The following is a 21,535-nucleotide window of genomic DNA, read 5'->3' as shown; positions in this document are numbered from 1 at the left end:
CGAGTCGCGGCCTACGCTTCTTCCCGCATAATAAAAACAAAGGGAGGACGGCCATGCCCGACGTCACCTTCTCCACTCCTCTTCTCCATAAAAATGTGACGGTCTATGCGGTCGCCGGCGACACGCACACGATACTCGCCGTCGCCGAGGCGAATAAGATTCCCATTCCACATGATTGCAAAGACGGCGAATGCGGCTCCTGCCTCATCGAGGTGACGCCGCTCGACGACAAGACCATGGGCGCGACGCTCACCGAGAAGGAGAAAGCGCAACTGAAATCCATGGGCAAGATCACGGCCGAGGAGATCGCGCGCGCGGTGGTCGACGATATTCCGCCCAAATATCGGCTCGCCTGCCAATATGTGGTGCGAGACCAGGATATTCTCGTGAAATTCACCGGAGAGCCCGGCGGCGCGTGACGCGCATCTCATGAGCGCGCCATCCGATCCGATCGGACCGGATGGCGCGCCTATTTCGTCCCTGGCCTCTCGCCCCTGTCCTCGTCGCTCTGGCGAAGGCGCGTCATATTGGTCGGAGCGGCCGGGGCGGCCCGCCGCACGGCCGCGGCCGAGCCCGTCGCCGAAACGGCCGTCGCGGGGGGAACTGGCCTTGTGCGCCTGCCCATGCTAACAGCGGCCTCCGCGCCGGAACGCCCCGGCGCCAATCTCGACAGGAGCGGTCATGTCCGACATTTTCCACGAGGTCGACGAAGACATCCGCCGGGACAAGGCGGCCAACCTCTGGAAGCGTTATCAGACGCCGGTGATCGTCGGCGCTTTTCTGGTCGTGGTGGCGACGGGCGCCTATAGTTTCTACGAGAGCAATCGCATAAAGGCCGCCGAGGGCGCCAATGTCCGCTTCAGCGCGGCGGCCGCGCTCGCGACGCAAGGCAAGGGCGCCGAGGCCGTCGCCGCCTTCGAGGCGCTCGCCAAGGATTCGCCCAGGGGCTACGCCACTCTGGCGCGGCTGCGCGCGGCGCAGGAGCTGGCGCAGAGCGACAAGGCCAAGGCGGTCGCCGCCTTCGACGCCATCTCCGAGGACAAGGGCGTCGACAAGCTCACGCAGCAGGTGGCCAAGCTGCGCGCCGGCCTCATTCTGCTCGAGCAGGGCGAGCGGCAGAAAATGGCGGATCGCCTCGGCGAGCTCGTCACCGCCAATGGGCCGTTCCGCTTTACGGCGCAGGAGCTCTTGGGGCTCGACGCGCTGCAGGACAGCGATTTCAACGAGGCCGAGCGCGTCTTCAAGCTCATCCTCAATGATCAGGAGGCGCCTCACGCCATGCGCCAGCGCGCCGGGGCCTATAAGGCGCTGCTGGAGGCTGCGCGCGGCGCCGCCCCGCCGCCGGCCGCCGCGCCCGCGGCCGGACAAGACGCCGCGCCTGCGCCCGCCGCGCCGGCCGGGAAATAGGCGCGCATTCTCGAGGCGGCGTCGCCGCGACGTTGGACCAAAGGGCCACAATGTCCTTCACGCTCGCCATCATCGGCCGGCCGAATGTCGGCAAGTCGACCTTATTCAACCGGCTCGTCGGCAAGAAGCTCGCGCTCGTCGACGACCGGCCCGGCGTGACGCGTGATCGCCGAGAAGGCGAGGCGCGCCTTGCCGATCTGCGCTTCACCATCATCGACACGGCCGGCCTCGAGGAAGGCGCCTCCGCCACGCTGGAAGGGCGGATGCGCGCGCAGACGGAGGCGGCGATCGAGACCGCCGACGCCATTCTCTTCATGATCGACGCGCGCGTCGGGGTGACGCCGGACGACAAATATTTCGCCGATCTGGTGCGCCGGGCCGGCAAGCCGGTCATCCTCGCCGCCAATAAGTCGGAAGGGCGCAAGGGCGAGGCCGGCTTGGTCGAGGCCTATGAGCTCGGCTTCGGCGATCCCGTGCCGCTCTCCGCCGAGCATGGCGAGGGCCTCGGCGAGTTCTATGACGCGCTTCGCGAGGCGCTGCCGGAGGCGACCGCGGATTGGGAGGAGGATGAAGAGGCGGCGACCGACATCGCCGTCTCGGCCGATGAGGACGGCAGCGAGGTCGATCCCACCAAGCCGCTGCGCATCGCCGTCGTCGGGCGGCCCAATGCCGGCAAATCGACGCTGATCAATCGCCTGCTCGGCGAGGACCGGCTGCTCACCGGGCCGGAGGCGGGCATCACCCGCGACAGCATTTCCGTGCCATTCCGCTGGCGCGACCGCGATATGAAGCTCTTCGACACCGCCGGCCTGCGCAAGCGCGCCAAGGTCGTCGACAAGCTGGAGAAGCTCGCCGGCGCCGATGCGCTGCGCGCCGTGCGCTTCTCGGAGGTCGTCGTGCTGCTGCTCGACTCCGCCATTCCGTTCGAGAAGCAGGATTTGACCATCGCCGATCTCGCCGCGCGCGAGGGCAGGGCGGTGGTGATCGCGCTCGGCAAATGGGATGCGGTCGATGATCCGGGGACGCGGCTCGCCAAGCTGCGCGAGGAGGCCGAGCGCCTGCTGCCGCAGATCAAGGGCGCGCCGGTGGTCGCCGTCTCGGGCGTGACCGGCTATGGGCTCGACAAGCTCATGCACGCCATTCTCGAGGCGCATGAAGTCTGGAACCGTCGCATCTCGACGGCGCGGCTCAATCGCTGGCTCGAGAGCGCCATAGACGAGACTCCGCCGCCGGCGGTCTCCGGCCGGCGCATCAAGATCCGCTATATGACGCAGGCCAAGGCGCGGCCGCCGCATTTCATCCTGTTCGGCAATCAGCTCGATGAGCTGCCGGCGAGCTATCAGCGCTTTCTCGTGAATGGATTGCGCCGCGCCTTCGATCTCCCGGGCACGCCGATCCGCATCTCCACGCGCTCGGGCGAGAATCCATTCGACAAGGGGAAGAGATAGATCATTCTCGCGTCAGGTCGGATTTCTTCGGCGTGAGCGACAGCTTCGCCGGCATCTCCACGATCAATTCTGTCGCCTGATCTCTCATGAATTGCTCGGCTTTTGGGATCGGGGCCATGACGCCCAGCCGCATGTCGTAGGCGCTGGTCTCTATCCGATCGGCAGAGCCGGCGTTTTGGCCATCGAGCTCATCGGACGCCTGACAATCGAAAAAAGGGGCTTCAGCAAGCCGAATTCGTCCAGCAGAATGGCGGAAATGATGCGGGCGTGTCGTCGGAAGAACTGCATATTCGGCTCGCTGCGTCGAAGCCTTGTCAATTTCCGCGGTCTACAATGATTTTCTGATTTCGCGAAAGCGCTCTCAACTCGCCCCTTCGAACTGCGCCAGCAATGCGTCGCGCGCCTCGGCGATGCGGCGGTAGTCCTCCGCGCTGCCGCCGGCGTCGGGATGGGCGGTCTTGGCGAGACGGCGGAAGGCGGATTTGATCTCGGCCGGCTCCAGCGCGCCTTCCAGAGGCAATTCCAGCGTCTCGCGATGCTCCTGATTGTCGTCCTCGTCGAAATCGAACATCTTCTGGAAGGCGGCGCGCTGCTTGCGGCCTTCTAAGCGCAGCTCGACCTGATCCTCCTTCCAGCGCTGGAGCGACATCACGAGGCAGGCGCCGAAGGCGATGCGGCCCTGCGTCTCCAATTCGTCCAGGCTGAACGGCCCCACAACGTCATAGGGCGGCGCGAGACAGGCGGTGCGGACGCCGTCGACGATCTCGACGCGGCCGATCGCCACCGCGTCGGAAACGCCGAGCGAGCCGTTCCAGACGACCCAGTCCAATTCCTCCGCCATTCCGCGCGCTCTCATGCGTCGCACGCGCCCCGTCGCTTTTGTGCGAAAGTGCCCGCCGCGTTCGTACAATCTCGCGTTCTATGCAGTTTCGAAGCCAATTTTGCGCTGCAGCATGGATTTGGCGCCTCGTCCCCTGTCAAAGACGGTTTTGGCGCTTGGCAATCGTTAATTTCAAATTATTCTAAACAAGGGCGTTCCGACTGGCCATCGGGACAGTGGCGGCGCCCCGATAAGTGTTCATCCGAGGAGCTTTAGTCATGGCTACGCTCAAGGGCACCAAGACCGAACAAAATCTGAAGGATGCGTTTGCCGGCGAGTCTCAGGCGAACCGCCGCTATCTCTATTTCGCTCAAAAGGCCGATATCGAAGGCCATAATGACATCGCGACCGTGTTTCGTTCCACCGCCGAAGGCGAGACGGGCCATGCGCATGGCCATCTCGAATTTCTCGAGGTGGTGGGCGACCCCGCGACCGGTCTGCCGATCGGCAAGACCGAGGACAATCTGAAGGCCGCCGTCGCCGGCGAGACGCATGAATATACGGATATGTATCCGGGCTTCGCGCGCTCCGCCCGTGAGGAGGGCTTCGAGGAGATCGCCGATTGGTTCGAGACGCTGGCCAAGGCCGAGCGCTCGCACGCCGGCCGTTTCCAGAAGGCGCTCGACGAGCTGAAGTAAGCTCGCATCGCGAGACGCCGCGGCCGTCATGGCCGGGACAAGCCCGGCCATGACGTCGCGGAGGCGAGTGGAATCTGTGCATTCGATAGCCGCGCGCGGGGAGAGGGAGCGATGCGCCCGGAACCTACAATCACATCGGAATAATTCGACCAGGGCATGGAAGCGATGAGAGAAGGCGGGCTCGAGGCGCCCTTCCGGCGTCCATTGGATTGGGAAAATCCAGATTTCTACGACGAGGCGAATCTCGACGCCGAAATGCGCCGCGTGCTGGATATTTGTCATGGCTGCCGGCGCTGCTTCAATCTCTGCGATTCCTTTCCGCGCCTGTTCGATCTCGTCGACGGGTCGGCGAAAGGCGAAATCGAGACCGTCGCCAGCGCAGATTTCAAAAAGGTCGTGGACGCCTGCACGCTCTGCGACATGTGCTTTCTGACCAAATGCCCCTATGTGCCGCCGCATGAGTTCGATCTCGACTTTCCGCATCTGATGCTGCGCTATCGCGCCGTCGAGGCGAAGAAGAATGGCGTTGGATTCGCGGATCGCCAGCTCGCCGAGACCGACCGCAATGGCTCAGTGGCGACGAAGATCGCGCCGCTCGCCAATTGGGCGACCGACTGCTCGCATCATGCCGCGCGCAATGCGTTGGAGAAGGTCGCCGGCCTGCATCATGAGGCCGCGCTGCCGAAATATTCGAAGCAGATCCTAGAGGCGCTCGCGAAGGAGACGCCCGTCGCGGTGAACAGAGAGGCGCCGGGCTTCGGCCGCAGGGCGGTGATCTACGCCACCTGCTTCGGCGAATATAATGATCCCGGCGTCGGACTCGCTGCGCGCGCCGTGCTCGCCAAAAATGGCGTCGAGACGGAGATTCTGCATCCGCATTGCTGCGGAATGCCGCTGCTCGAGCAAGGGCTCATCGGCGACGTCGCGGCCTCGGCGAAGCAAGTGGCGGCCGCTTTCGAGCCCTGGATCGACAAGGGCTATGACATTGTCGCGCTGGTTCCTTCCTGCGCGCTGATGCTGAAATTCGAATGGCCGCTGATCGTCACCGATGACCCAAAAGTGAAGCGCCTCGCCGCCTCGACCTATGATCTCAGCGAATATGTCGTCGGCATCTCGCGCAAGGAGGGGCTGGCCGAAGGGCTGGCGCCGATCGAGGGCGGCGTCGCCTTTCATGTCTCCTGCCATTCGCGCGCGCAGAATATCGGGCGGAAGGGCGCCGAGCTCTTGAGCCTCATCCCGCAGGCGGATGTCGCGGTCATCGAGCGCTGCTCGGGCCATGGCGGCGCCTGGGGCTATAAGACGGCGAATTTCGAGACGGCGCTAAAGGTCGGCAAGCCGGTGGCGCGGCAGGCGCAATCCTCTGGCAAAGCCTATATCGTCTCCGAATGTCCGCTCTCCGGCCCGCATATCGTGCAGGGAATGGAGCGGCTGGACGCGGAGGCGAAAAAGCCCGAGCTTCTCGCCCATCCGATCGAGATTCTCGCGCGGGCCTATGGGGTGAAGTGACCGGGGAGGAGTTCGACTCGCGCAGCCCGAAGAACTGGAGCGATCAATGGCGCAAAAGCACCACATCACCGTCGCCGATCTTCTTCCGCCGGGCGAATACGCCAAGGTCCGCGTCGAGAGCCGCCGCCGCATCGCCGCGCGCAAGCGCAATCGCCGCGTCGAGGTCGGGCCTTTCGTGACCTTTTATTTCGAGGATTTCGAGACGATCTGGCTGCAGATCCAGGAGATGATCCACATTGAGAAGGGGACGCTCGAGCAGGCGCCGAGCGAGATCGCCGCCTATGCGCCGCTGATCCCCAAAGGCCGCGAATTGGTCGCCACTTTCATGATCGAGATCGACGATCCGCTGCGCCGAAAGCGCGTGCTGGATACGCTCGGCACGATAGAAGAGACCGCCTTCATCGAATTGGACGGCGAGCGCATCGTCGGCGTCGCCGAGGCCGATCAGGACCGCACCCGGGCCGACGGCAAGGCCTCGGCCGTGCAATTCGTGCATTTTCCCTTCACCGACGCGCAGGTCGCGGCCTTCCGGGAGCCCGGCGCACGCGCGCTGATCGGCTTCACGCACCAGAATTACGGCCATATCGCCGTCATGCCAGAGGCGGTGCGGGCGGAACTCGCGGGGGATTTTGCGTGAGCGCTTCCGGCTCCCCGAAATCCGCCAAGCGCGCGAAGGCGATCGACATCGGCGCGGAGTTGCTCGCATCGGTGCGGGAAATGAAGTCTGGCGCTATGGCGCGGGTCCACAATCCAGAAATCCCACAATTCGCGAGCGCGAGGCTCGCGTCCGGCCTGTCGCAGGCGGCGTTCGCCGCTCTGCTGGGCGTGTCCGTGCGGACCTTGCAGGATTGGGAGCAGGGGCCGGCGTAAGCCTTCCGCGGCTGCGGTGACGCTCTATAAGATCGCCGAGCGGCGGCCGGAGGTCTTGCGAGAGCTGGCGGCGTGAGCCGGCACGGAAAGCTGGCCTTATCCGCCGATTGCCCTTAAAGGGCGTGGCGAACCCGCCACTTTCCAGCGAGCCTCAGCCTTGACCAGCCCACAGCCGAGCGACCCCGTCTCGCGGCGGCGCACCTTCGCCATCATCTCCCACCCGGACGCGGGCAAGACCACGCTCACCGAGAAGCTTCTGCTGTTCGGCGGCGCAATCCAGCTCGCCGGCGCGGTGAAGGCCAAGCGCAACGCCCAGCAGACGCGCTCGGACTGGATGAGCATAGAGCGCGAGCGCGGCATTTCCGTCGTCACCTCGGTGATGACCTTCGAATATGGCGATTGCGTCTTCAACCTGCTCGACACGCCGGGCCATGAGGACTTTTCGGAAGACACCTATCGCACGCTCTCCGCCGTGGACGCGGCGGTGATGGTGATCGACGCCGCCAAGGGCATCGAAGCGCGCACGCGAAAACTGTTCGAAGTGTGCCGGCTGCGCGATATTCCGATCGTCACTTTCATCAACAAGCTGGACCGTGATGGCCGCGATCCCTTCTCGCTCCTCGACGAGATCGAGAAGACGCTGGCGCTCGACACCGCGCCCGTCACTTGGCCGATCGGCTCCGGCCGCAGCTTCGCCGGCACCTACTGCTTTGAGACCAAGTCCGTGCGCAAGATCGACGCCGACACGGAGCCGATGACCGTCTCCGGCCTCGACGATCCGGCGCTGCTCGCATTGCTGCCGGCGCATGAGGCGGACGCCTGGCTGGAAGAGGCGATGCTCGCCGAGGAAGGCTGCAAGAAGTTCGAGCTCGCGGCGTTTCGCGAGGGGCATTTGACGCCCGTCTTCTTCGGCAGCGCGCTGCGCAATTTCGGCGTGCGCGATCTCATCGACGCCATGGCGGAATATGCGCCCTCGCCGCGCGGGCAGGACGCCGACAAGCGCCATGTCGAGGCCAAGGAGCCGAAGATGGCCGGCTTCGTCTTCAAGATTCAGGCGAATATGGACCCGAACCATCGCGACCGCATCGCCTTCATGCGCGTCTGCTCGGGCAAGCTCGCGCGCGGCATGAAGGCGAAGATCGTGCGCACCGGCAAGACCATCTCGCTCAATGCGCCGCAGTTCTTCTTCGCGCGCGACCGCTCCATCGCCGATGAAGCCTATGCGGGCGATGTGGTGGGCATTCCCAATCACGGCATATTGCGTATCGGCGACACGCTCACCGAGGGCGAGGAGATTTCCTTCCGCGGCGTGCCGAGCTTCGCGCCGGAAATTCTGCGCCGCATCGTGATCTCCGACGCCATGAAGGCCAAGAAGCTTCGCGAGGCGCTGCGCCAGCTGGCGGAGGAGGGCGTGGTGCAGCTCTTCCTCCCCAATGACGGCTCCGGCGCTCTGGTCGGCGTCGTCGGCGCGCTGCAGCTCGATGTGCTGGCGACGCGGCTCGAGGCCGAATATGGGCTGGAGACGAAATACGAGACCTCGCGCTTCGGCATATGCCGCTGGATAACCTCGCAGGACCCGATCGCGCTGAAGAGCTTCATCGAATCGCACGGCTCCTCCATGGCGGAGGATATAGACGGCGCGCCCGTGTTCATGTCGTCGAGCGAGTTCCAGCTGCGCTATGACGCGGAGCGGCATTCGGCGATCGTGTTCTCGGATGTGAAGGATTATCAGAAGAGCGGGGCGGGAAAGGGGTGACGAGCGTTGTGGCGATTTTTCCGGGAAGGTCTATAATTTCTCTATAGCGAGGAGCGCCATCATGACCGACGAAGCGCGCATTGTTCTCGACCCCGCGGTGCTCGCAGGAAAGCCCGTCGTGCGCGGCACGCGGCTTTCAGTCGAATTCATCATCGGGCTGATGGCCGACGGCTGGAACGAAGCCGATATTCGACGCAACTATCCCGTTCTCGAGCGGGAGGATATCGTGGCCTGCCTCGGATATGCGCGTGATGCGCTGCGGTCGGAAAAAATTTTCCCCAGCGCCGCGTAGATGCGATTTCTCGCCGACGAGAATTTTCCGGGCGACGCAGTGTCGGCCTTGCGAGCCGCAGGTCACGATGTTTCCTCGGTGAGCGAGAGATCGCCGGGCGCGCGGGACGTGGACGTGCTCGTCATGGCGGAGACGGAGCTGCGCATTCTTCTGACCTTCGACAAGGACTTCGGCGAGCTCGCCTGGAACGCGGGGCTTCCGGCGTCCTGCGGGATAATGCTCTTTCGAATGCCGACGCCGCCCGCCGCCTCGATCGAGGAGGCGCTGCTCGCTCGCATCGAAGAACGCAGCGACTGGGCGGGCCATTTCTCGGTCATCGAGACCGGCCGCGTGCGAATGCGCTCGTTGCGCCCGGCCTGACGACGCGCCGCGGCGAAGCGAGACAATTCTTTCGCCTTCGCCTATGCTGCCCGATCGCAAGAGCAAAGGAGCACCGACCCATGTCCGAGGCGTCGTCCGGCCTCAATCTCGATCCGATCGGCGAGGATTTCATTCTCAGCCGGAAAGGCGACGATGGCGTGACGGCCAGAATCGTCCTCACCGCCGCCGATATTCTCGAATTGACCCGCTCCGCCTTGGCGCTGCGCGAGAAGGGCCTGGCCGAGCGGCAGCCGGCCAGCGGCGAGGTCGAGGCCGTGCTGGCGACGCCGGTGGAGTCGATCGCGCTGCATCGCGAGATGCTCGGCGACAATCTTCTGCTGACGCTGGTCTCGCCGGACGGCAATCGGCTCGCCTTCGCGCTTCCCTCGGCGGTCGCCGGCGATCTCGTGGAGCGGCTCTCGGCCGTCCTCGCGACGCAGACCGCCGCGCCGGCGCGGCAGTGAGCCTCTCGCCGTCAGGGCGAGACGCGATACTCCTCATCGAGATCGCCTCGGATCAGCGTGACGATCTTCTCCGTTCCCGAGCGGATCCAGCGCGCATGGCAGATCTTCGGGCCGCACAGCACCTCGGGGAAGCGATAGAGCGGCTTGCCGGAGGGAAGCTTGAGGCCGAAACCGGCGTCCGGCCTCCAGCCTTGGGCGGCGAGCTGGTCGCGAAACTCCCGATAGATCGGCAATTGCGAGAAATCGGCGTCCTGCGCGACCGCCGCTCCCGACAGGAGAACGAAGAGCGAGCCGGCGCAGGCGAGCGTCGCGCGCCGACCGGAGCTGGAGGAATTCATCTTGGCGAGCCCCCTCTGCTGCGCGGGCGAACGGGCCGGCGCCGCCGGCTTCATCGCATGATCGCGCCGCTGTGAAAAGTTCGACGCGAGTTTCGGAACAGAATGCGAGGCCCGCAACGAAAACGGCCCCGCTCGCGCGGGGCCGCTTCTTTGTCGGTCGCGGCGCTCAGCGCTCGGCGGCGTCCAACGCCCGCGTTAGGCTGCGAACTTCGGCGTCGCGCGAGCCGAGCGGGGCGAGATGGTAGCGCTCCTCGATCAGCTTCAGGATCGAGGTCGTGTCGTAATTCGCATGATCCACCCCGGAGCGATCGAAGCGCTTGGAGATCAGCAGCGCCGGAATGCGCGTGCCGGGACCCCAGCGATCATGCGCGCCGCCGCCGGCGTGATGGTCGTGGCCGTGATGATGCTCTCTTTCGGCCACATGCTCGCTCTGATAGGGCGGCGGCGGCACATGGTCCCAGGAGCCGCCGAACTCGTCATAGGTGACGATGATGAGCGTCTCGCGCCCATCCGGGCCGTTGACGATGGAGGCGATCAGATCGACGAGATGCGAGCTGCCGTCCGCCTCGCTGGCGTAGCCGGGATGCTCGTTCTCCGCGCCGATCGGCTTCACGAAGCTGACGGGCTTGAGCCGGCCGGTCTTGGCGAGCTGGACGAACTCCGCCTCGTCGCGCAGATGATCGTGGCGCGCCGTCGTACCGGGCGCATAGGCCTTGAAATAGTTGAAGGGCTGATGGTGGAACTGGAACAGCTTGTCCGGGCAGTTCGGAAACGTTGCCGTCGCCAGTGCGTTCGGATCGGCGCAGCCGATCCCGTTTCCATTGGTCCAGCCGGGCGCGCCGATGTCGCCATTGGCGTTGGACCAGCCGCCCGAATACCAGGCCCAGTCGATCCCGCGCGCGGAGAGACGGTCGCCGATCGTCGCATTTTCCAGCGGCGGCAGGCGCTTCGCATCCACCGTTCCGGGCGCGTAGGGCTGATAATAAGGCTGGATCGTGTTGATCGCGAAATCGCCGCAGGCGACATTCTCCGGTGTCGCCGGACGTCCCGAGGGAGGATTGCAGGAGGCGGTCAGCTGCGCGTCCTTGGCGGAAGAGCCGAGCAGATTCGTATAGAGCGCGGTGCTCGCCGCCATGCCATTGGCGTCGACCACGGAATGGAGGTCGTTTCCGCTCGCGTCATTGAGCGCATTGGCGAACACCGGCGTCGCCGAGGCGACGAGCCATTGGTGATTGAGGAAGGAGCCGCCGAAGGCCGATTGGAAGAAATGATCGGCGATGACGTAATGCGGCGCGCCACGCCTGTGGAGCGCGACATAGATCGGCAGCTTGGTCGTGTCGTAATAGCCCATGGAGAGGCCGGCGGCGTCGCTGCCCGTCACATAGCGATTCTGCTTGCCGCCATTGATCTGGAACTGTTCGCTGTAATAGCGATGCACGAGATCGCGCGTGCAGCCGCCCGTGAGGGCGCCGGCGGCATTCTTCAGCAAGCCGTTCACGGCCGAGACGCCCGGCGCCGGACAGGTCTTGTCGGTCGCGGCGATATAGTCGTCGATCTGGAAGGGCTTGTTCTGGAAGGCGCTGACGAAGGAGGTCGCTCCGGTCGCGTCCGTGCAGCTCGTCGCCAGCGGCGACGGCGAGGCGAGATTCACATCGTTCTGCAGCAGGCAGGAATAGGCGGTGGTCCCGTCGGCGCGGACCTGCTCGGTGTGCGCGGCGTCGGCGAAGGGCAGTCCCTGCACCGGCTCGCCATTCACCGCGCCCCACAGGCCGAACAGATTGTCGAAGCTGTGGTTTTCCTGGTAGATGACGACGATATGATTGAATTCGCGCAGAGATTCTGAGCTGGCGGGAGTCGCGGCGGCCGCGCAGGCGAGGGCCGCGAGGCCGCCTATCGAATGCTTCAGGAACATTTTGTAGCCCCCTAATATTGGCGGGGCGGACGCTAGCGAAGCAACATATCCGGTCGATGACAGTCGCGGCGACGCTTCGATCGCCTGCGACACGCCGGAAACGGGAGCGAATTGGCCGGCGCCGCGACAAACTCCGTCCCCGCGTCGGTTGCGCCTCTTTTCGTCCCTGCGAGAGCGTGATAAGCGAACCCTCACACCGATGCGCGAGCGCGCATTCTGCGGGCGGATTTCGATCGGCCGAGAGAATCTTGCGCTGAAAACGGGAGCTCGAGGCCGTTTCGGGATCGCCGTTTCCGGCGTCCCCGAGCGAAACCTCGCTTCCCGCGAACGGCTCCGCCCGAAGGCGCGGGCGAGCCGGGAGCCGCCGTCACTTGCCGCGCCTTGTCTCGATAGAGGATGCTAAATGAGCCAATCCGCTTTCTTCACTGCCTCGCTCGCCGATTCGGATCCTGATCTCGCCAAGGCCATCGGCCTCGAGCTCGGCCGGCAGCGCGACGAGATCGAGCTCATCGCCTCCGAGAACATCGTGTCCAAGGCGGTTCTGGAAGCGCAGGGCTCCGTCCTCACCAACAAATATGCCGAAGGCTATCCGGGCAAGCGCTATTACGGCGGCTGCCAGTTCGTCGACATCGCCGAGAATCTGGCGATCGAGCGCGCCAAGCAGCTGTTCGGCTGCGGATTCGCCAATGTGCAGCCCAATTCCGGCAGCCAGGCCAATCAGTCGGTCTTCCTCGCCCTGGCGACGCCGGGCGACACCTTCATGGGCCTCGATCTCGCCGCGGGCGGCCATCTGACCCATGGCTCGCCGGTCAATCTCTCCGGCAAATGGTTCAAGCCGGTTCCCTATACGGTGCGCAAGGACGATCAGCGCATCGATATGGAGCAGGTCGCCGCGCTCGCCGCCGAGCACAAGCCGAAGATCATCATCGCGGGCGGCTCCGGCTATTCGCGCATTTGGGACTTCGAGGCCTTCCGCAAGATCGCGGATAGCGTCGGCGCCTATTTCATGGTCGATATGGCGCATTTTGCCGGTCTGGTGGCTGCGGGCCTGCATCCGTCGCCCTTCCCGCACGCCCATGTCGTCACCACCACCACGCATAAGACGCTGCGCGGCCCGCGCGGCGGCATGGTGCTGACCAATGACGAAGAGATCGCCAAGAAGATCAATTCGGCGGTCTTCCCGGGCCTGCAGGGCGGCCCGCTGATGCATGTCATCGCCGGCAAGGCGGCCGCCTTCGGCGAGGCGCTGAAGCCCGAGTTCAAGGCCTATCAGCAACAGGTGAAAGACAACGCCCAGACGCTGGCCCAGACGCTGGTCGACGCCGGCCTCGCCATCGTCTCCGGCGGCACCGACAATCATCTGATGCTGGTCGATCTGCGTCCGAAGAAGCTGACCGGCAAGGCCGCGGAAGCCGCGCTCGGCCGCTCGCACATCACCTGCAACAAGAACGGCATCCCCTTCGATCCGGAGAAGCCTTTCGTTACCTCCGGCATCCGCCTCGGCTCGCCGGCCGCCACCTCGCGCGGCTTCGGCACGGCGGAGTTCAAGCTCGTCGGCGGCTATATTGTCGAGGTGCTGGACGGCCTCGCCGCCAAGGGCGAGGCGGACAACGCCGCGACCGAAGCCGCGGTGAAGGAGAAGGTCCACGCGCTGACGGCGAAGTTCCCGATCTATTGATCGGGGCTTTCCGCCCGTCATAGCGAACGAATCCGAGCGACCCAGAGCCGTTCCCGGCTCTGGGTCGCTTCGCTTTTAGGTGAGCGCTCCCGGTTGCGCTTCGAGCGGACCGATCACCGCCATGAGCCAGTCCTCCGGCACGTCGTAAATCTTCGCGAGCGCGCGCACGGTGTTGACCGCCGTGCGGTGACGGCCGTTCTCTATGTCGCTGAGCGTGCCCTGCGCCATGCCGAGCTTCGCCGCCACATCCTGTTGCGTCAGCCCACGCCATTTGCGGATCGCGGTCGCGAGGCGTTCGCCGCGCAGCATGAAAGCCGATACTTCCGCCGGCAGAACGCTATTCGGATCATTCGCCGACGCCGCCTTGCAGGCGTCGTATATGGCCGCGTCGGCGGCGTCCTCCTCCGCATCGGCGGCCGCCGCGACGAGCGCCTCGTAATCCGCGCGTGGAAGGATCGCCAGTTCTTCGCCGTTCGGCGTGGTGATAAACTGCGCCTTCATCGCTAGTTCCTCTTATAGGTCTTCCGGCGTCGACCGATATTATCGGTTGTATCAACCGATAATATCGGGGCAGAAGGGAGCCGGCAACGGCGCTCCCCAAAAATCGATCCCCGACGCTTGCGACAGTCCCGAGGAACGGGCTAAGCAGGCGGCTCGTCTTACAAAGAGCGGCCAATGCGCTGTCCCTATTGCGGCTCGCCCGACACGCAGGTGAAAGACTCCCGGCCGGCCGAGGATTCCTCCTCGATCCGGCGTCGGCGCGTCTGTCCTGGCTGTGGCGGCCGTTTCACCACTTTCGAGCGCGTGCAGCTGCGCGAGCTGATCGTGGTGAAGAAATCGGGCCGCCGCGTACCTTTCGATCGTGACAAGCTGATGCGCTCGCTGGAAATCGCGCTGCGCAAGCGGCCCATCGATCCCGAGCGCGTCGAGCGCATGGTCAATGGCGTCGTGCGCCAGCTCGAGAGCTCCGGCGACACGGAGATCGAGAGCACGCAGATCGGCGAATTGGTGATTCAGGGCCTCAAAACGCTCGACGATGTGGCCTATGTGCGTTTCGCCTCCGTCTATCGCGATTTTCGCGAGGTCGGCGATTTCCACGCGCTGATCGACGAATTATCGCATAGCGAGGGGGAGCAGCGCGCGGATACGGTGATGGACCCCGAAACCGCGCCGGGCGGGAGATGACCGCGACGAAGCCGCAATCCGAGTCTCAGACCGTCGTAGACGACGCCTTCATGGCGGCGGCGCTGGCGATCGGCCGGCGCAATCTCGGCCGCACCGGGCCTAATCCCGCCGTTGGCGCGATCATCGTCAAGGACGGCGTCGTCATCGCCCGCGGCTATACGGCGCTCGGCGGGCGCCCGCACGCCGAGGCGGTCGCCGTGGCCGCCGCCGGCGAGGCCGCGCGCGGCGCGACGCTCTACGCCACTCTGGAGCCATGCTCCCATCACGGTGCGACGCCGCCTTGCGTGGACACGATCATCGCCGCTGGAATCGCCCGCGTCGTCTCCGCGCTCGAGGACCCGGACGATCGCGTCGCCGGCCGCGGCCACGCCCGGCTGCGCGAGGCCGGCGTGGAAGTGACGACCGGCGTACGCGCTGCGCAGGCCCGGGCCGACCATCTCGGCCATATATTGCGGGTGACGCAGGGCCGGCCCATGGTCACTCTCAAGCTCGCTCAGACGGCGGATGGCTACGCCGCCGGGGCCGAGCACGACCCGCGCCTCTTCATCACCGGCGCACTCGCCGATAGCGTCACCCATATCGAGCGCTCGCTGCACAGCGCGATCATGATCGGCTATGGCACCGCCTCGGTCGATGATCCGCTGCTCACCGTGCGCCTTCCCGGCCTCGAGGCCTTCAAGCCGCTGCGCGTGGTGCTGGACGCGCGTCTGCGCCTGTCGCGCAGCTCCCGCCTCGCCGCCACGGCGCGCGAGACGCCGACCCTGGTCATCGTCGGGGAGGGCGTCGCCGAGGCCGAGGCGCAGGATTTCGCCGCCGCCACCGGAATGGAGGTCGCGCGCGCCGGCGTGGACGCCGCCGGACGTCTCGCTCTGAGCGAGGCGCTGGGCGAGCTGGCGCGGCGCGGAATCACGCGCGTCTTCAGCGAGGGCGGTCCGCGCGTCGCCGAGAGCCTGCTCGTCGCCTCGCTCGCCGATGATGTCGTCCTTCATACCGGGCTGAGGCCGCTGGGCCGTCAGGGCCGGCTCGCTCTCACCGCGACGGCGCGCGCCATTCTCGAGGATGAGAGCCGCTATCGCCTCGCCGATACGTCCATGCTCGGCGTCGATCGCATGACCCGCTACGAGAGGATCGGCTGAAATGTTCACGGGCCTCGTCACCGACGTCGGCGAAATTCTCTCCGTGGAGACGCGCGGCGAATTGCGCCGCATCGCCATCGCCTGCGCCTATCCGCTGGAGAGCATCGCCCTCGGCGCCTCCATCGCCTGCTCCGGCCCTTGCCTGACGGCGGTCGGACTGCGCCACGAGGGCGCCCGCACTGTCTTCGAGGTGGACGCCGCCGCCGAGACTTTGGCGCGCACCACGGCCGGCGAATGGGCCGTCGGCCGCCGCATAAATCTCGAGCGCTCGCTGAAGATCGGCGATGAATTGGGCGGCCATATCGTCACCGGCCATGTCGACGGGGTGGCGACGATTGTCTCCCGCGATGATTTCGACGGCATGTCGCGCTTCTCTATCGAGGCGCCGCATGAATATGCCCGCTTCATCGCCGAGAAGGGCTCTGTGGCGCTGGACGGAACTTCGCTCACCGTGAATGCGGTGGAGGGCGACCGATTCTCCGTTCTCATCATCCCGCACACGCTCGCGGTGACGACCTGGGGCGGCTATAGGGCAGGGGACCGCCTCAACCTCGAGGTCGATCTGATGGCGAGATACGCCGCCCGGCTGACGGAAGCGGGGAAGTAGGGCGCCGTCAGACGAGCGCCTCTCACGAGCTGTAGGCTTTGCCCGAAAAAATGTGTATCCATCGCCGCTTCGTTTCTAGAGAGCGTCGCGCGTCGCCACCCTAGCCCTCCCCGCTTCGCGGGAGAGGGAGCAGGTTGCGCGCTTCATAGAGAGTTCGCGGGACGCTCGCCGCATCCCTCTCCCGCAGCGGGCGAGGGTGATGGAGGGGTGCGCCCCTCCGCCCATGGAGTCGTGAATGGCAGGGTCCTACCGCGCCGATGACGATGATCTCGCGCCTGTCGAAGGCGCGCGCATTCTCGTCGTCGAATCGCATTTCAACGAAGATATCGTCGAGCTTCTGCACGAGGGCGCGGTCCATGCGCTGGAAGAGCTCGGCTGCGACGTCACCACCATCACCGTCCCCGGCGCGCTCGAGCTTGCGGCCGGCGCTGCCATCGCGCTGGACGCGGCGGAGGCCGCCGGCGCGCCATATGAGGGCGTGGTGGCGCTCGGCTGCGTCATTCGCGGCGACACGTATCATTTCGAGATCGTCGCCAATGAGAGCGCGCGCGCTCTCACCGATCTCTCCGTCTCGCGGCGCCTGCCGCTCGGCAATGGCGTCCTGACCGTGGACAATGAGGAGCAGGCCGTGCTGCGCGCCGATCCCAAGCAGGGCGGGGCCGACAAGGGCGGCGACGCGGCGTTGGCGGCGCTCGCCCTGGTGCGCTTGAAGCGCAAGCTCGGGGGCCGCTCGTGAGCGTCGAGGAGAGATCGGCGGCGCGGCTCGCCATCGTGCAGGCGCTCTATCAGATGGAGGTCGCCGGCAAGGGGCTGAACGAGATCTATGCCGAATTCGAGGTCCATTGGATCGGCCGCGAGATCGAGGGCGTCCAATATAAGCCGGCCGAGCTGCAGTTCTTCCGCGACATTGTGAAGGGCGTGCTCGACAATCAGGCGACCATCGACCGCGCGCTCGACCAGGCGCTGCAGGGCGGCTGGCCGCTGCAGCGCATCGAGTCGGTGATGCGCGCCATATTGCGCGCCGGCGGCTTCGAGCTGGGGTTTCGCCGCGACATACCTGTCAAAGTGGTCATCAAGGAATATGTGGACGTCGCCGGCGCATTTTTCGGCGCGACCGAGTCCGGCATGATCAACGCCGTGCTGGATCGCCTGGCGCGACAGGCGCGGCCGGAGCATTTCGCCGAGAAGTGAGGTGAGGCGATGAGCGAGCGCCGCTTCAGCGAGGACGAGCTCATCGCCGAAATCTTCGCGCCCTTGGCCGGGGATGGCGCCTTCGGCTTACGTGATGACGCTGCTCTGTTGCCGCTGGGAGGAGCGCGGGAGATCGTCGTCACCACCGATGCGCTGGTTTCCGGCGTGCATTTCTTCCCCGATGATCCGCCCGGCCTCGTCGCCAAGAAAGCTTTGCGCGTAAACCTCTCCGATCTCGCGGCCAAGGCGGCGGCGCCTCTCGGCTTTCTGCTCACTCTGGCGCTGCCGCCCGATTGGACCAATGACTGGGCGCGCAGCTTCGCCGCCGGCCTCGCCGAGGGTGCGCGCGAATTCGCGTGTCCGTTGCTCGGCGGCGACACCACGGCGACGCCCGGACCTTTGACCATCTCCATCGCCGCCTTCGGCCGCGCGACGCGTTTCGTCTCGCGTTCGGGCGCACGGCCGGGGGATCGCATTTTCGTCTCCGGGACCATAGGCGACGCCGCGCTCGGCCTCGGTGTCGCCCGCGGCGAGGCTTTCGCGGAAAGGCTCGGCGAGGGGACGCGGGCGCATCTGCTCGATCGCTATCGTTTGCCGCAGCCGCGTCTGCCCTTGATCGCGACGCTGCGCGAGCACGCGAGCGCCGCCATGGACGTTTCCGACGGCCTCGCCGGCGATCTCGCCAAGCTGCTGCGGGCGAGCGGCGTGAGCGGGCTTGTGGAACTCGGCAGGGTTCCGCTCTCGGCGGCGGCGCGGGAGGCGATCGCGCTCGAGCCGGAGCTGCTCTCTCGCGCGGTCACGGGCGGGGACGATTACGAAATCCTCTGCTGCGCCTCCGTCGACGCCGCCCCTGCGCTGGCGCTCGCGGCGGGGAAGGCGGGGGTCGCTCTCGCCGAGATCGGCGTCGTCACAGTTGGCGCCGAGCCGCCACAATTCTTAGATTCTTCTGGAAGTATTATAAATTTCAGTCGTCTATCCTTCAGCCACTTCTAGGCTCCGGGGCGGCGCGCGACCTTTGCCGCCATTGCCGAAAACCGGCGTTTCTGGCATGACTGACGCGCTATTCCCCGGCGCCGCAGCCGAACGATTCGCCTGCGGTCGGAATGTCGTTGTCGCCGGGACGAAATTGCCGCAGGCGCGGGCCACGAAAACAAATCAGCGCGCGCGGCCGAGGAACGGAGAGGGCGCAATCGTCATGGTATTGTTTCTCAGCATCGTCTTCGGACTATTGTCTGTCGCCTATGGCGTCAAGACTTGGCAAGAACTCGAGAAGGCGGACGCCGGCTCTGCGCGTATGCAGGAAATATCCGGCGCCGTCGCGGAGGGCGCGCAGGCCTATCTGAAACGCCAATATACGACGATCGCCTATGTCGGCGGCGTCATCTTCGTGCTGCTCGTCATTCTGCTCGGCTGGGCGGTGGCTTTCGGCTTCCTCATCGGCGCGGTGCTCTCGGGCGCGGCCGGCTTCATCGGCATGAATGTCTCCGTGCGCGCCAATGTCCGCACCGCGCAGGCGGCGACCATCTCGCTCGCCGGCGGGCTCGACATCGCCTTCAAGGCGGGCGCGATCACCGGCCTTCTGGTCGCCGGCCTCGCTCTGCTCGGCGTCGCGATCTATTACTTCATCCTCACCGTTTTCGCGGGCTATGCGCCTTCCGACCGCGTCGTGGTCGATGCGTTGGTGGCGCTCGGCTTCGGCGGCTCGCTGATCTCGATCTTCGCGCGTCTGGGCGGCGGCATCTTCACCAAGGGCGCCGATGTCGGCGCCGATCTCGTCGGCAAGGTCGAGGTCGGCATTCCGGAGGATGATCCGCGCAATCCCGCCACCATCGCCGATAATGTCGGCGACAATGTCGGCGATTGCGCCGGCATGGCGGCCGATCTCTTCGAGACCTATGTCGTGACCATCGTCGCGACCATGGTTCTGGCGTCGATCTTCTTCGCCGGGCAGGCGGGCCTCGCCTCTGCGATCGTCTATCCTCTGGCGATCGGCGGCCTTTCCATCGTCACCTCCATCGCCGGCACCTATTTCGTGAAGCTCGGCGCCGATGATTCCGAGATCGGCAAGATCGCCAGTCCGCTGTTCGAGAAGATCGGCGTGCCGGACACGATTATGGGCGCGCTCTATAAGGGCCTCATCGCCGCCGGCGTGCTGTCGATCGGCGGCCTCTTCCTCGCCACCACTTTCACGGTCGGCTGGGGCGAGATCGGCAAGGCCAATGGCGAGGCGATCCACGGCTATGGCCTGTTCTTCGCCGGCCTCATCGGCCTCGCAGTGACGGGCCTCATCGTCTACATCACTGAATATTACACCGGCACAGGCAAGCGCCCGGTGGTGTCGATCGCCCAAGCCTCGGTGACGGGCCATGGCACCAATGTGATCCAGGGTCTCGCCGTCTCGCTGGAAGCGACGGCGGCGCCGGCGATCGTCATCGCGCTCGGCATCATCTTCGCCTATCAGGCGGGCGGCCTCTATGGCGTAGCCATTGCGGTGACGACCATGCTCGGCCTCGCCGGCATCATCGTCGCGCTCGACGCTTTCGGCCCTGTCACCGACAATGCCGGCGGCATTGCGGAAATGGCGGGCCTGCCCAAGGAAGTGCGCCATAACACCGACGCGCTGGACGCCGTCGGCAACACCACCAAGGCCGTCACCAAGGGCTACGCCATCGGCTCCGCCGGTCTCGGCGCTTTGGTGCTGTTCGCCGCCTATTCCAACGATCTGCGGCACTTCACCGAGAGCGGCGTTCCCTACTTCAAGGATATCGGCAAGGTCGATTTCGATCTCGCCAATCCCTATGTCGTCGCCGGCCTCATCCTCGGCGGCCTCATTCCCTATCTCTTCGGCGGCATCGCCATGACGGCGGTCGGCCGTGCGGCCGGCTCCGTGGTGGAAGAGGTTCGCCGTCAGTTCAAGGAGAAGCCCGGCATTATGGACGGCACGGAGCGCCCGGATTACGGCCGCGCCGTCGATATGCTGACGCAAGCGGCGATCAAGGAGATGATCATCCCCTCGCTGCTGCCGGTGCTGGCGCCGATCGTCGTCTATTTCGGCGTGACCATCATCTCCGGCTCCAAGGCCAATGGCTTTGCGGCGCTGGGCGCGGCGCTGCTCGGCGTCATCGTCAACGGCCTCTTCGTCGCCGTGTCGATGACCTCCGGCGGCGGCGCCTGGGACAACGCCAAGAAGAGCTTCGAAGACGGCTTCGTCGATAAGGACGGCGTCACCCATTACAAGGGCGGCGACGCGCACAAAGCCTCGGTGACCGGCGACACGGTCGGCGACCCCTATAAGGACACCGCCGGCCCGGCCGTGAATCCGGCGATCAAGATCACCAATATTGTGGCGCTGCTGCTGCTGGCGATTTTGGCGCGGTGAAGCGAGAGGGATGAACGAGGAGAGGCGGGGGCGACCCCGCCTTTTTTCATGGCATTGATGATTTTCGTTTAGGTGATTACGAGTCGCTTGTATCGTTGTTCGGGATCGTCGGCTCATCCTGCCGATCAAACTCGAAGCGGCTTTGAGCATCGCTCGGCGGGAGTGGAAGGTCGGCAATGCCGACGACTTCGAAGCGGCCCCCCGCCATTTTTTTAATATGAGGGTCATCGGAGTAGATGACTGTCGCGCCTTCGACTGCGGCTATCGCAACGATCTGATCGTCGAATTTCGCCTTCGCGCGGGTAGCGCCCTCATTCTTCTGACCCGAGGCGACACGTTGCGCCTGGGTTGCTGCAAACTCGATCGCCGCCCGCTCATCAAATCCTGAAAGTAAGCGCACACCCGGCGCCGTTCACTCGGTGGGCTTGAAATTCCAGGGCATGAGCGCCTCGATGTTCTTGTTGGGCCATCGGTTGGCGATTCGTTCG

General features: G+C 65.4%; 25 protein-coding genes. 19 read left to right on the top strand and 6 right to left on the bottom strand.

Going from position 1 to position 21,535, the window contains the following annotated elements:
• The first annotated feature begins 53 nt into the window (after positions 1 to 53).
• The 3 genes from C5689_RS08215 to der all read left to right on the top strand — a co-directional run bounded on the left by C5689_RS08215 (position 54) and on the right by der (position 2,855).
• On the top strand, positions 54 to 419 hold the full coding sequence (locus C5689_RS08215; protein WP_108916791.1) for a 2Fe-2S iron-sulfur cluster-binding protein: 366 nt from the start codon (positions 54 to 56) through the stop codon (positions 417 to 419).
• Between the two features lie 262 nt (positions 420 to 681).
• Positions 682 to 1,407 carry a tetratricopeptide repeat protein gene (locus C5689_RS08210; protein WP_108916790.1) on the top strand — a complete coding sequence of 242 codons (726 nt, stop codon included), beginning with the start codon at positions 682 to 684 and terminating at the stop codon, positions 1,405 to 1,407.
• 50 nt (positions 1,408 to 1,457) lie between these two features.
• Positions 1,458 to 2,855, top strand: a complete 1,398-nt coding sequence (der, locus tag C5689_RS08205) for a ribosome biogenesis GTPase Der (RefSeq protein WP_108916789.1) — start codon at positions 1,458 to 1,460, stop codon at positions 2,853 to 2,855.
• A gap of 1 nt (position 2,856) precedes the next feature.
• On the opposite strand, the gene C5689_RS18950 is transcribed toward der, so the two are convergent.
• Both C5689_RS18950 and C5689_RS08200 read right to left on the bottom strand, forming a co-directional pair.
• Positions 2,857 to 2,988 (bottom strand): hypothetical protein, encoded by a 132-nt coding sequence (locus tag C5689_RS18950; protein ID WP_280176404.1) that lies wholly within the window; start codon positions 2,986 to 2,988, stop codon positions 2,857 to 2,859.
• Positions 2,989 to 3,216: 228 nt separating this feature from the next.
• The gene (locus C5689_RS08200) at positions 3,217 to 3,696 is read right to left on the bottom strand and encodes a molecular chaperone DnaJ (RefSeq protein WP_108916878.1); all 480 of its coding nucleotides are present in this window, start codon (positions 3,694 to 3,696) and stop codon (positions 3,217 to 3,219) included.
• A 257-nt stretch (positions 3,697 to 3,953) separates the two neighbouring features.
• On the opposite strand from C5689_RS08200, the gene C5689_RS08195 reads away from it, so the two are divergent.
• From C5689_RS08195 to C5689_RS08160, 8 genes are all read left to right on the top strand, one after another.
• The gene (locus C5689_RS08195; RefSeq protein WP_108916788.1) at positions 3,954 to 4,373 is read left to right on the top strand and encodes a rubrerythrin family protein; all 420 of its coding nucleotides are present in this window, start codon (positions 3,954 to 3,956) and stop codon (positions 4,371 to 4,373) included.
• Between the two features lie 165 nt (positions 4,374 to 4,538).
• Entirely contained in the window at positions 4,539 to 5,879 is a 1,341-nt protein-coding gene (locus C5689_RS08190; RefSeq protein WP_108916877.1) for a heterodisulfide reductase-related iron-sulfur binding cluster, read from the top strand.
• Positions 5,880 to 5,925: 46 nt separating this feature from the next.
• The gene (locus C5689_RS08185; RefSeq protein WP_108916787.1) at positions 5,926 to 6,516 is read left to right on the top strand and encodes a DUF3501 family protein; all 591 of its coding nucleotides are present in this window, start codon (positions 5,926 to 5,928) and stop codon (positions 6,514 to 6,516) included.
• Positions 6,513 to 6,749 carry a helix-turn-helix domain-containing protein gene (locus tag C5689_RS18710; protein ID WP_206605363.1) on the top strand — a complete coding sequence of 79 codons (237 nt, stop codon included), beginning with the start codon at positions 6,513 to 6,515 and terminating at the stop codon, positions 6,747 to 6,749. Before C5689_RS08185 ends, C5689_RS18710 begins: the two co-directional genes overlap by 4 nt.
• Before the next feature lie 157 nt (positions 6,750 to 6,906).
• Complete coding sequence (locus C5689_RS08175; RefSeq protein WP_108916786.1) at positions 6,907 to 8,505, top strand: peptide chain release factor 3; 1,599 nt, start codon at positions 6,907 to 6,909, stop codon at positions 8,503 to 8,505.
• A gap of 61 nt (positions 8,506 to 8,566) precedes the next feature.
• A complete protein-coding gene (locus C5689_RS08170) occupies positions 8,567 to 8,797 on the top strand; it encodes a DUF433 domain-containing protein (protein ID WP_108916785.1) in 231 nt (76 codons plus the stop codon).
• Positions 8,798 to 9,157, top strand: coding sequence for a DUF5615 family PIN-like protein (locus tag C5689_RS08165; RefSeq protein ID WP_108916784.1), 360 nt, complete (start codon positions 8,798 to 8,800; stop codon positions 9,155 to 9,157).
• Positions 9,158 to 9,237: 80 nt separating this feature from the next.
• Positions 9,238 to 9,621, top strand: coding sequence for a hypothetical protein (locus C5689_RS08160; protein ID WP_108916783.1), 384 nt, complete (start codon positions 9,238 to 9,240; stop codon positions 9,619 to 9,621).
• An 11-nt stretch (positions 9,622 to 9,632) separates the two neighbouring features.
• Here C5689_RS08160 and C5689_RS08155 read toward each other — a convergent pair whose 3' ends face one another.
• Both C5689_RS08155 and C5689_RS08150 read right to left on the bottom strand, forming a co-directional pair.
• On the bottom strand, positions 9,633 to 10,013 hold the full coding sequence (locus C5689_RS08155; protein ID WP_108916782.1) for a hypothetical protein: 381 nt from the start codon (positions 10,011 to 10,013) through the stop codon (positions 9,633 to 9,635).
• Positions 10,014 to 10,125: 112 nt separating this feature from the next.
• Positions 10,126 to 11,871, bottom strand: coding sequence for an alkaline phosphatase family protein (locus C5689_RS08150; RefSeq protein WP_108916781.1), 1,746 nt, complete (start codon positions 11,869 to 11,871; stop codon positions 10,126 to 10,128).
• 403 nt (positions 11,872 to 12,274) lie between these two features.
• On the opposite strand from C5689_RS08150, the gene glyA reads away from it, so the two are divergent.
• Positions 12,275 to 13,549 (top strand): serine hydroxymethyltransferase, encoded by a 1,275-nt coding sequence (gene glyA, locus C5689_RS08145; RefSeq protein WP_108916780.1) that lies wholly within the window; start codon positions 12,275 to 12,277, stop codon positions 13,547 to 13,549.
• Positions 13,550 to 13,624: 75 nt separating this feature from the next.
• Here the strand turns inward: glyA and C5689_RS08140 are convergent, their stop codons facing one another.
• On the bottom strand, positions 13,625 to 14,050 hold the full coding sequence (locus C5689_RS08140; RefSeq protein WP_108916779.1) for a helix-turn-helix domain-containing protein: 426 nt from the start codon (positions 14,048 to 14,050) through the stop codon (positions 13,625 to 13,627).
• Between the two features lie 174 nt (positions 14,051 to 14,224).
• Here C5689_RS08140 and nrdR point away from each other — a divergent pair, with 174 nt between their 5' ends.
• The 7 genes from nrdR (at position 14,225) to C5689_RS08105 (ending at position 21,047) form a co-directional block, all read left to right on the top strand.
• A complete protein-coding gene (gene nrdR, locus C5689_RS08135) occupies positions 14,225 to 14,734 on the top strand; it encodes a transcriptional regulator NrdR (RefSeq protein ID WP_108916778.1) in 510 nt (169 codons plus the stop codon).
• Positions 14,731 to 15,870: a bifunctional diaminohydroxyphosphoribosylaminopyrimidine deaminase/5-amino-6-(5-phosphoribosylamino)uracil reductase RibD gene (ribD, locus tag C5689_RS08130; protein ID WP_108916777.1), complete on the top strand. Its 1,140-nt coding sequence runs from the start codon at positions 14,731 to 14,733 to the stop codon at positions 15,868 to 15,870. The genes nrdR and ribD overlap by 4 nt, the downstream gene beginning before the upstream one ends.
• Position 15,871: 1 nt before the next feature.
• A complete protein-coding gene (locus C5689_RS08125; protein ID WP_108916776.1) occupies positions 15,872 to 16,477 on the top strand; it encodes a riboflavin synthase in 606 nt (201 codons plus the stop codon).
• 235 nt (positions 16,478 to 16,712) lie between these two features.
• A complete protein-coding gene (gene ribH / locus C5689_RS08120; protein ID WP_108916775.1) occupies positions 16,713 to 17,213 on the top strand; it encodes a 6,7-dimethyl-8-ribityllumazine synthase in 501 nt (166 codons plus the stop codon).
• Entirely contained in the window at positions 17,210 to 17,668 is a 459-nt protein-coding gene (gene nusB, locus C5689_RS08115; RefSeq protein WP_108916774.1) for a transcription antitermination factor NusB, read from the top strand. The genes ribH and nusB overlap by 4 nt, the downstream gene beginning before the upstream one ends.
• Before the next feature lie 9 nt (positions 17,669 to 17,677).
• Positions 17,678 to 18,661 carry a thiamine-phosphate kinase gene (gene thiL, locus C5689_RS08110; protein ID WP_108916773.1) on the top strand — a complete coding sequence of 328 codons (984 nt, stop codon included), beginning with the start codon at positions 17,678 to 17,680 and terminating at the stop codon, positions 18,659 to 18,661.
• Between the two features lie 202 nt (positions 18,662 to 18,863).
• Complete coding sequence (locus C5689_RS08105) at positions 18,864 to 21,047, top strand: sodium-translocating pyrophosphatase (protein ID WP_108916876.1); 2,184 nt, start codon at positions 18,864 to 18,866, stop codon at positions 21,045 to 21,047.
• 76 nt (positions 21,048 to 21,123) lie between these two features.
• Here C5689_RS08105 and C5689_RS08100 read toward each other — a convergent pair whose 3' ends face one another.
• The gene (locus C5689_RS08100; RefSeq protein WP_108916772.1) at positions 21,124 to 21,447 is read right to left on the bottom strand and encodes a PIN domain-containing protein; all 324 of its coding nucleotides are present in this window, start codon (positions 21,445 to 21,447) and stop codon (positions 21,124 to 21,126) included.
• Positions 21,448 to 21,535 lie beyond the last annotated feature (88 nt).

Origin of the sequence: Methylosinus sporium, from assembly GCF_003113265.1 — a bacterium.
GTDB lineage: Bacteria > Pseudomonadota > Alphaproteobacteria > Rhizobiales > Beijerinckiaceae > Methylosinus > Methylosinus sporium.
Note: the sequence above shows the minus strand (reverse complement) of the source record. Positions and strands in the feature narration are given on the sequence as shown.

Coding starts and splice junctions, on each gene's coding strand:
- C5689_RS08215 (WP_108916791.1), top strand. CDS start 54: ATGCCCGACGTCACCTTCTCCACTCCTCTTCTCCATAAAAATGTGACG.
- C5689_RS08210 (WP_108916790.1), top strand. CDS start 682: ATGTCCGACATTTTCCACGAGGTCGACGAAGACATCCGCCGGGACAAG.
- der (WP_108916789.1), top strand. CDS start 1,458: ATGTCCTTCACGCTCGCCATCATCGGCCGGCCGAATGTCGGCAAGTCG.
- C5689_RS18950 (WP_280176404.1), bottom strand. CDS start 2,988: ATGCGGCTGGGCGTCATGGCCCCGATCCCAAAAGCCGAGCAATTCATG.
- C5689_RS08200 (WP_108916878.1), bottom strand. CDS start 3,696: ATGGCGGAGGAATTGGACTGGGTCGTCTGGAACGGCTCGCTCGGCGTT.
- C5689_RS08195 (WP_108916788.1), top strand. CDS start 3,954: ATGGCTACGCTCAAGGGCACCAAGACCGAACAAAATCTGAAGGATGCG.
- C5689_RS08190 (WP_108916877.1), top strand. CDS start 4,539: ATGAGAGAAGGCGGGCTCGAGGCGCCCTTCCGGCGTCCATTGGATTGG.
- C5689_RS08185 (WP_108916787.1), top strand. CDS start 5,926: ATGGCGCAAAAGCACCACATCACCGTCGCCGATCTTCTTCCGCCGGGC.
- C5689_RS08170 (WP_108916785.1), top strand. CDS start 8,567: ATGACCGACGAAGCGCGCATTGTTCTCGACCCCGCGGTGCTCGCAGGA.
- C5689_RS08165 (WP_108916784.1), top strand. CDS start 8,798: ATGCGATTTCTCGCCGACGAGAATTTTCCGGGCGACGCAGTGTCGGCC.
- C5689_RS08160 (WP_108916783.1), top strand. CDS start 9,238: ATGTCCGAGGCGTCGTCCGGCCTCAATCTCGATCCGATCGGCGAGGAT.
- C5689_RS08155 (WP_108916782.1), bottom strand. CDS start 10,013: ATGAAGCCGGCGGCGCCGGCCCGTTCGCCCGCGCAGCAGAGGGGGCTC.
- C5689_RS08150 (WP_108916781.1), bottom strand. CDS start 11,871: ATGTTCCTGAAGCATTCGATAGGCGGCCTCGCGGCCCTCGCCTGCGCG.
- glyA (WP_108916780.1), top strand. CDS start 12,275: ATGAGCCAATCCGCTTTCTTCACTGCCTCGCTCGCCGATTCGGATCCT.
- C5689_RS08140 (WP_108916779.1), bottom strand. CDS start 14,050: ATGAAGGCGCAGTTTATCACCACGCCGAACGGCGAAGAACTGGCGATC.
- nrdR (WP_108916778.1), top strand. CDS start 14,225: ATGCGCTGTCCCTATTGCGGCTCGCCCGACACGCAGGTGAAAGACTCC.
- ribD (WP_108916777.1), top strand. CDS start 14,731: ATGACCGCGACGAAGCCGCAATCCGAGTCTCAGACCGTCGTAGACGAC.
- C5689_RS08125 (WP_108916776.1), top strand. CDS start 15,872: ATGTTCACGGGCCTCGTCACCGACGTCGGCGAAATTCTCTCCGTGGAG.
- ribH (WP_108916775.1), top strand. CDS start 16,713: ATGGCAGGGTCCTACCGCGCCGATGACGATGATCTCGCGCCTGTCGAA.
- thiL (WP_108916773.1), top strand. CDS start 17,678: ATGAGCGAGCGCCGCTTCAGCGAGGACGAGCTCATCGCCGAAATCTTC.
- C5689_RS08105 (WP_108916876.1), top strand. CDS start 18,864: ATGGTATTGTTTCTCAGCATCGTCTTCGGACTATTGTCTGTCGCCTAT.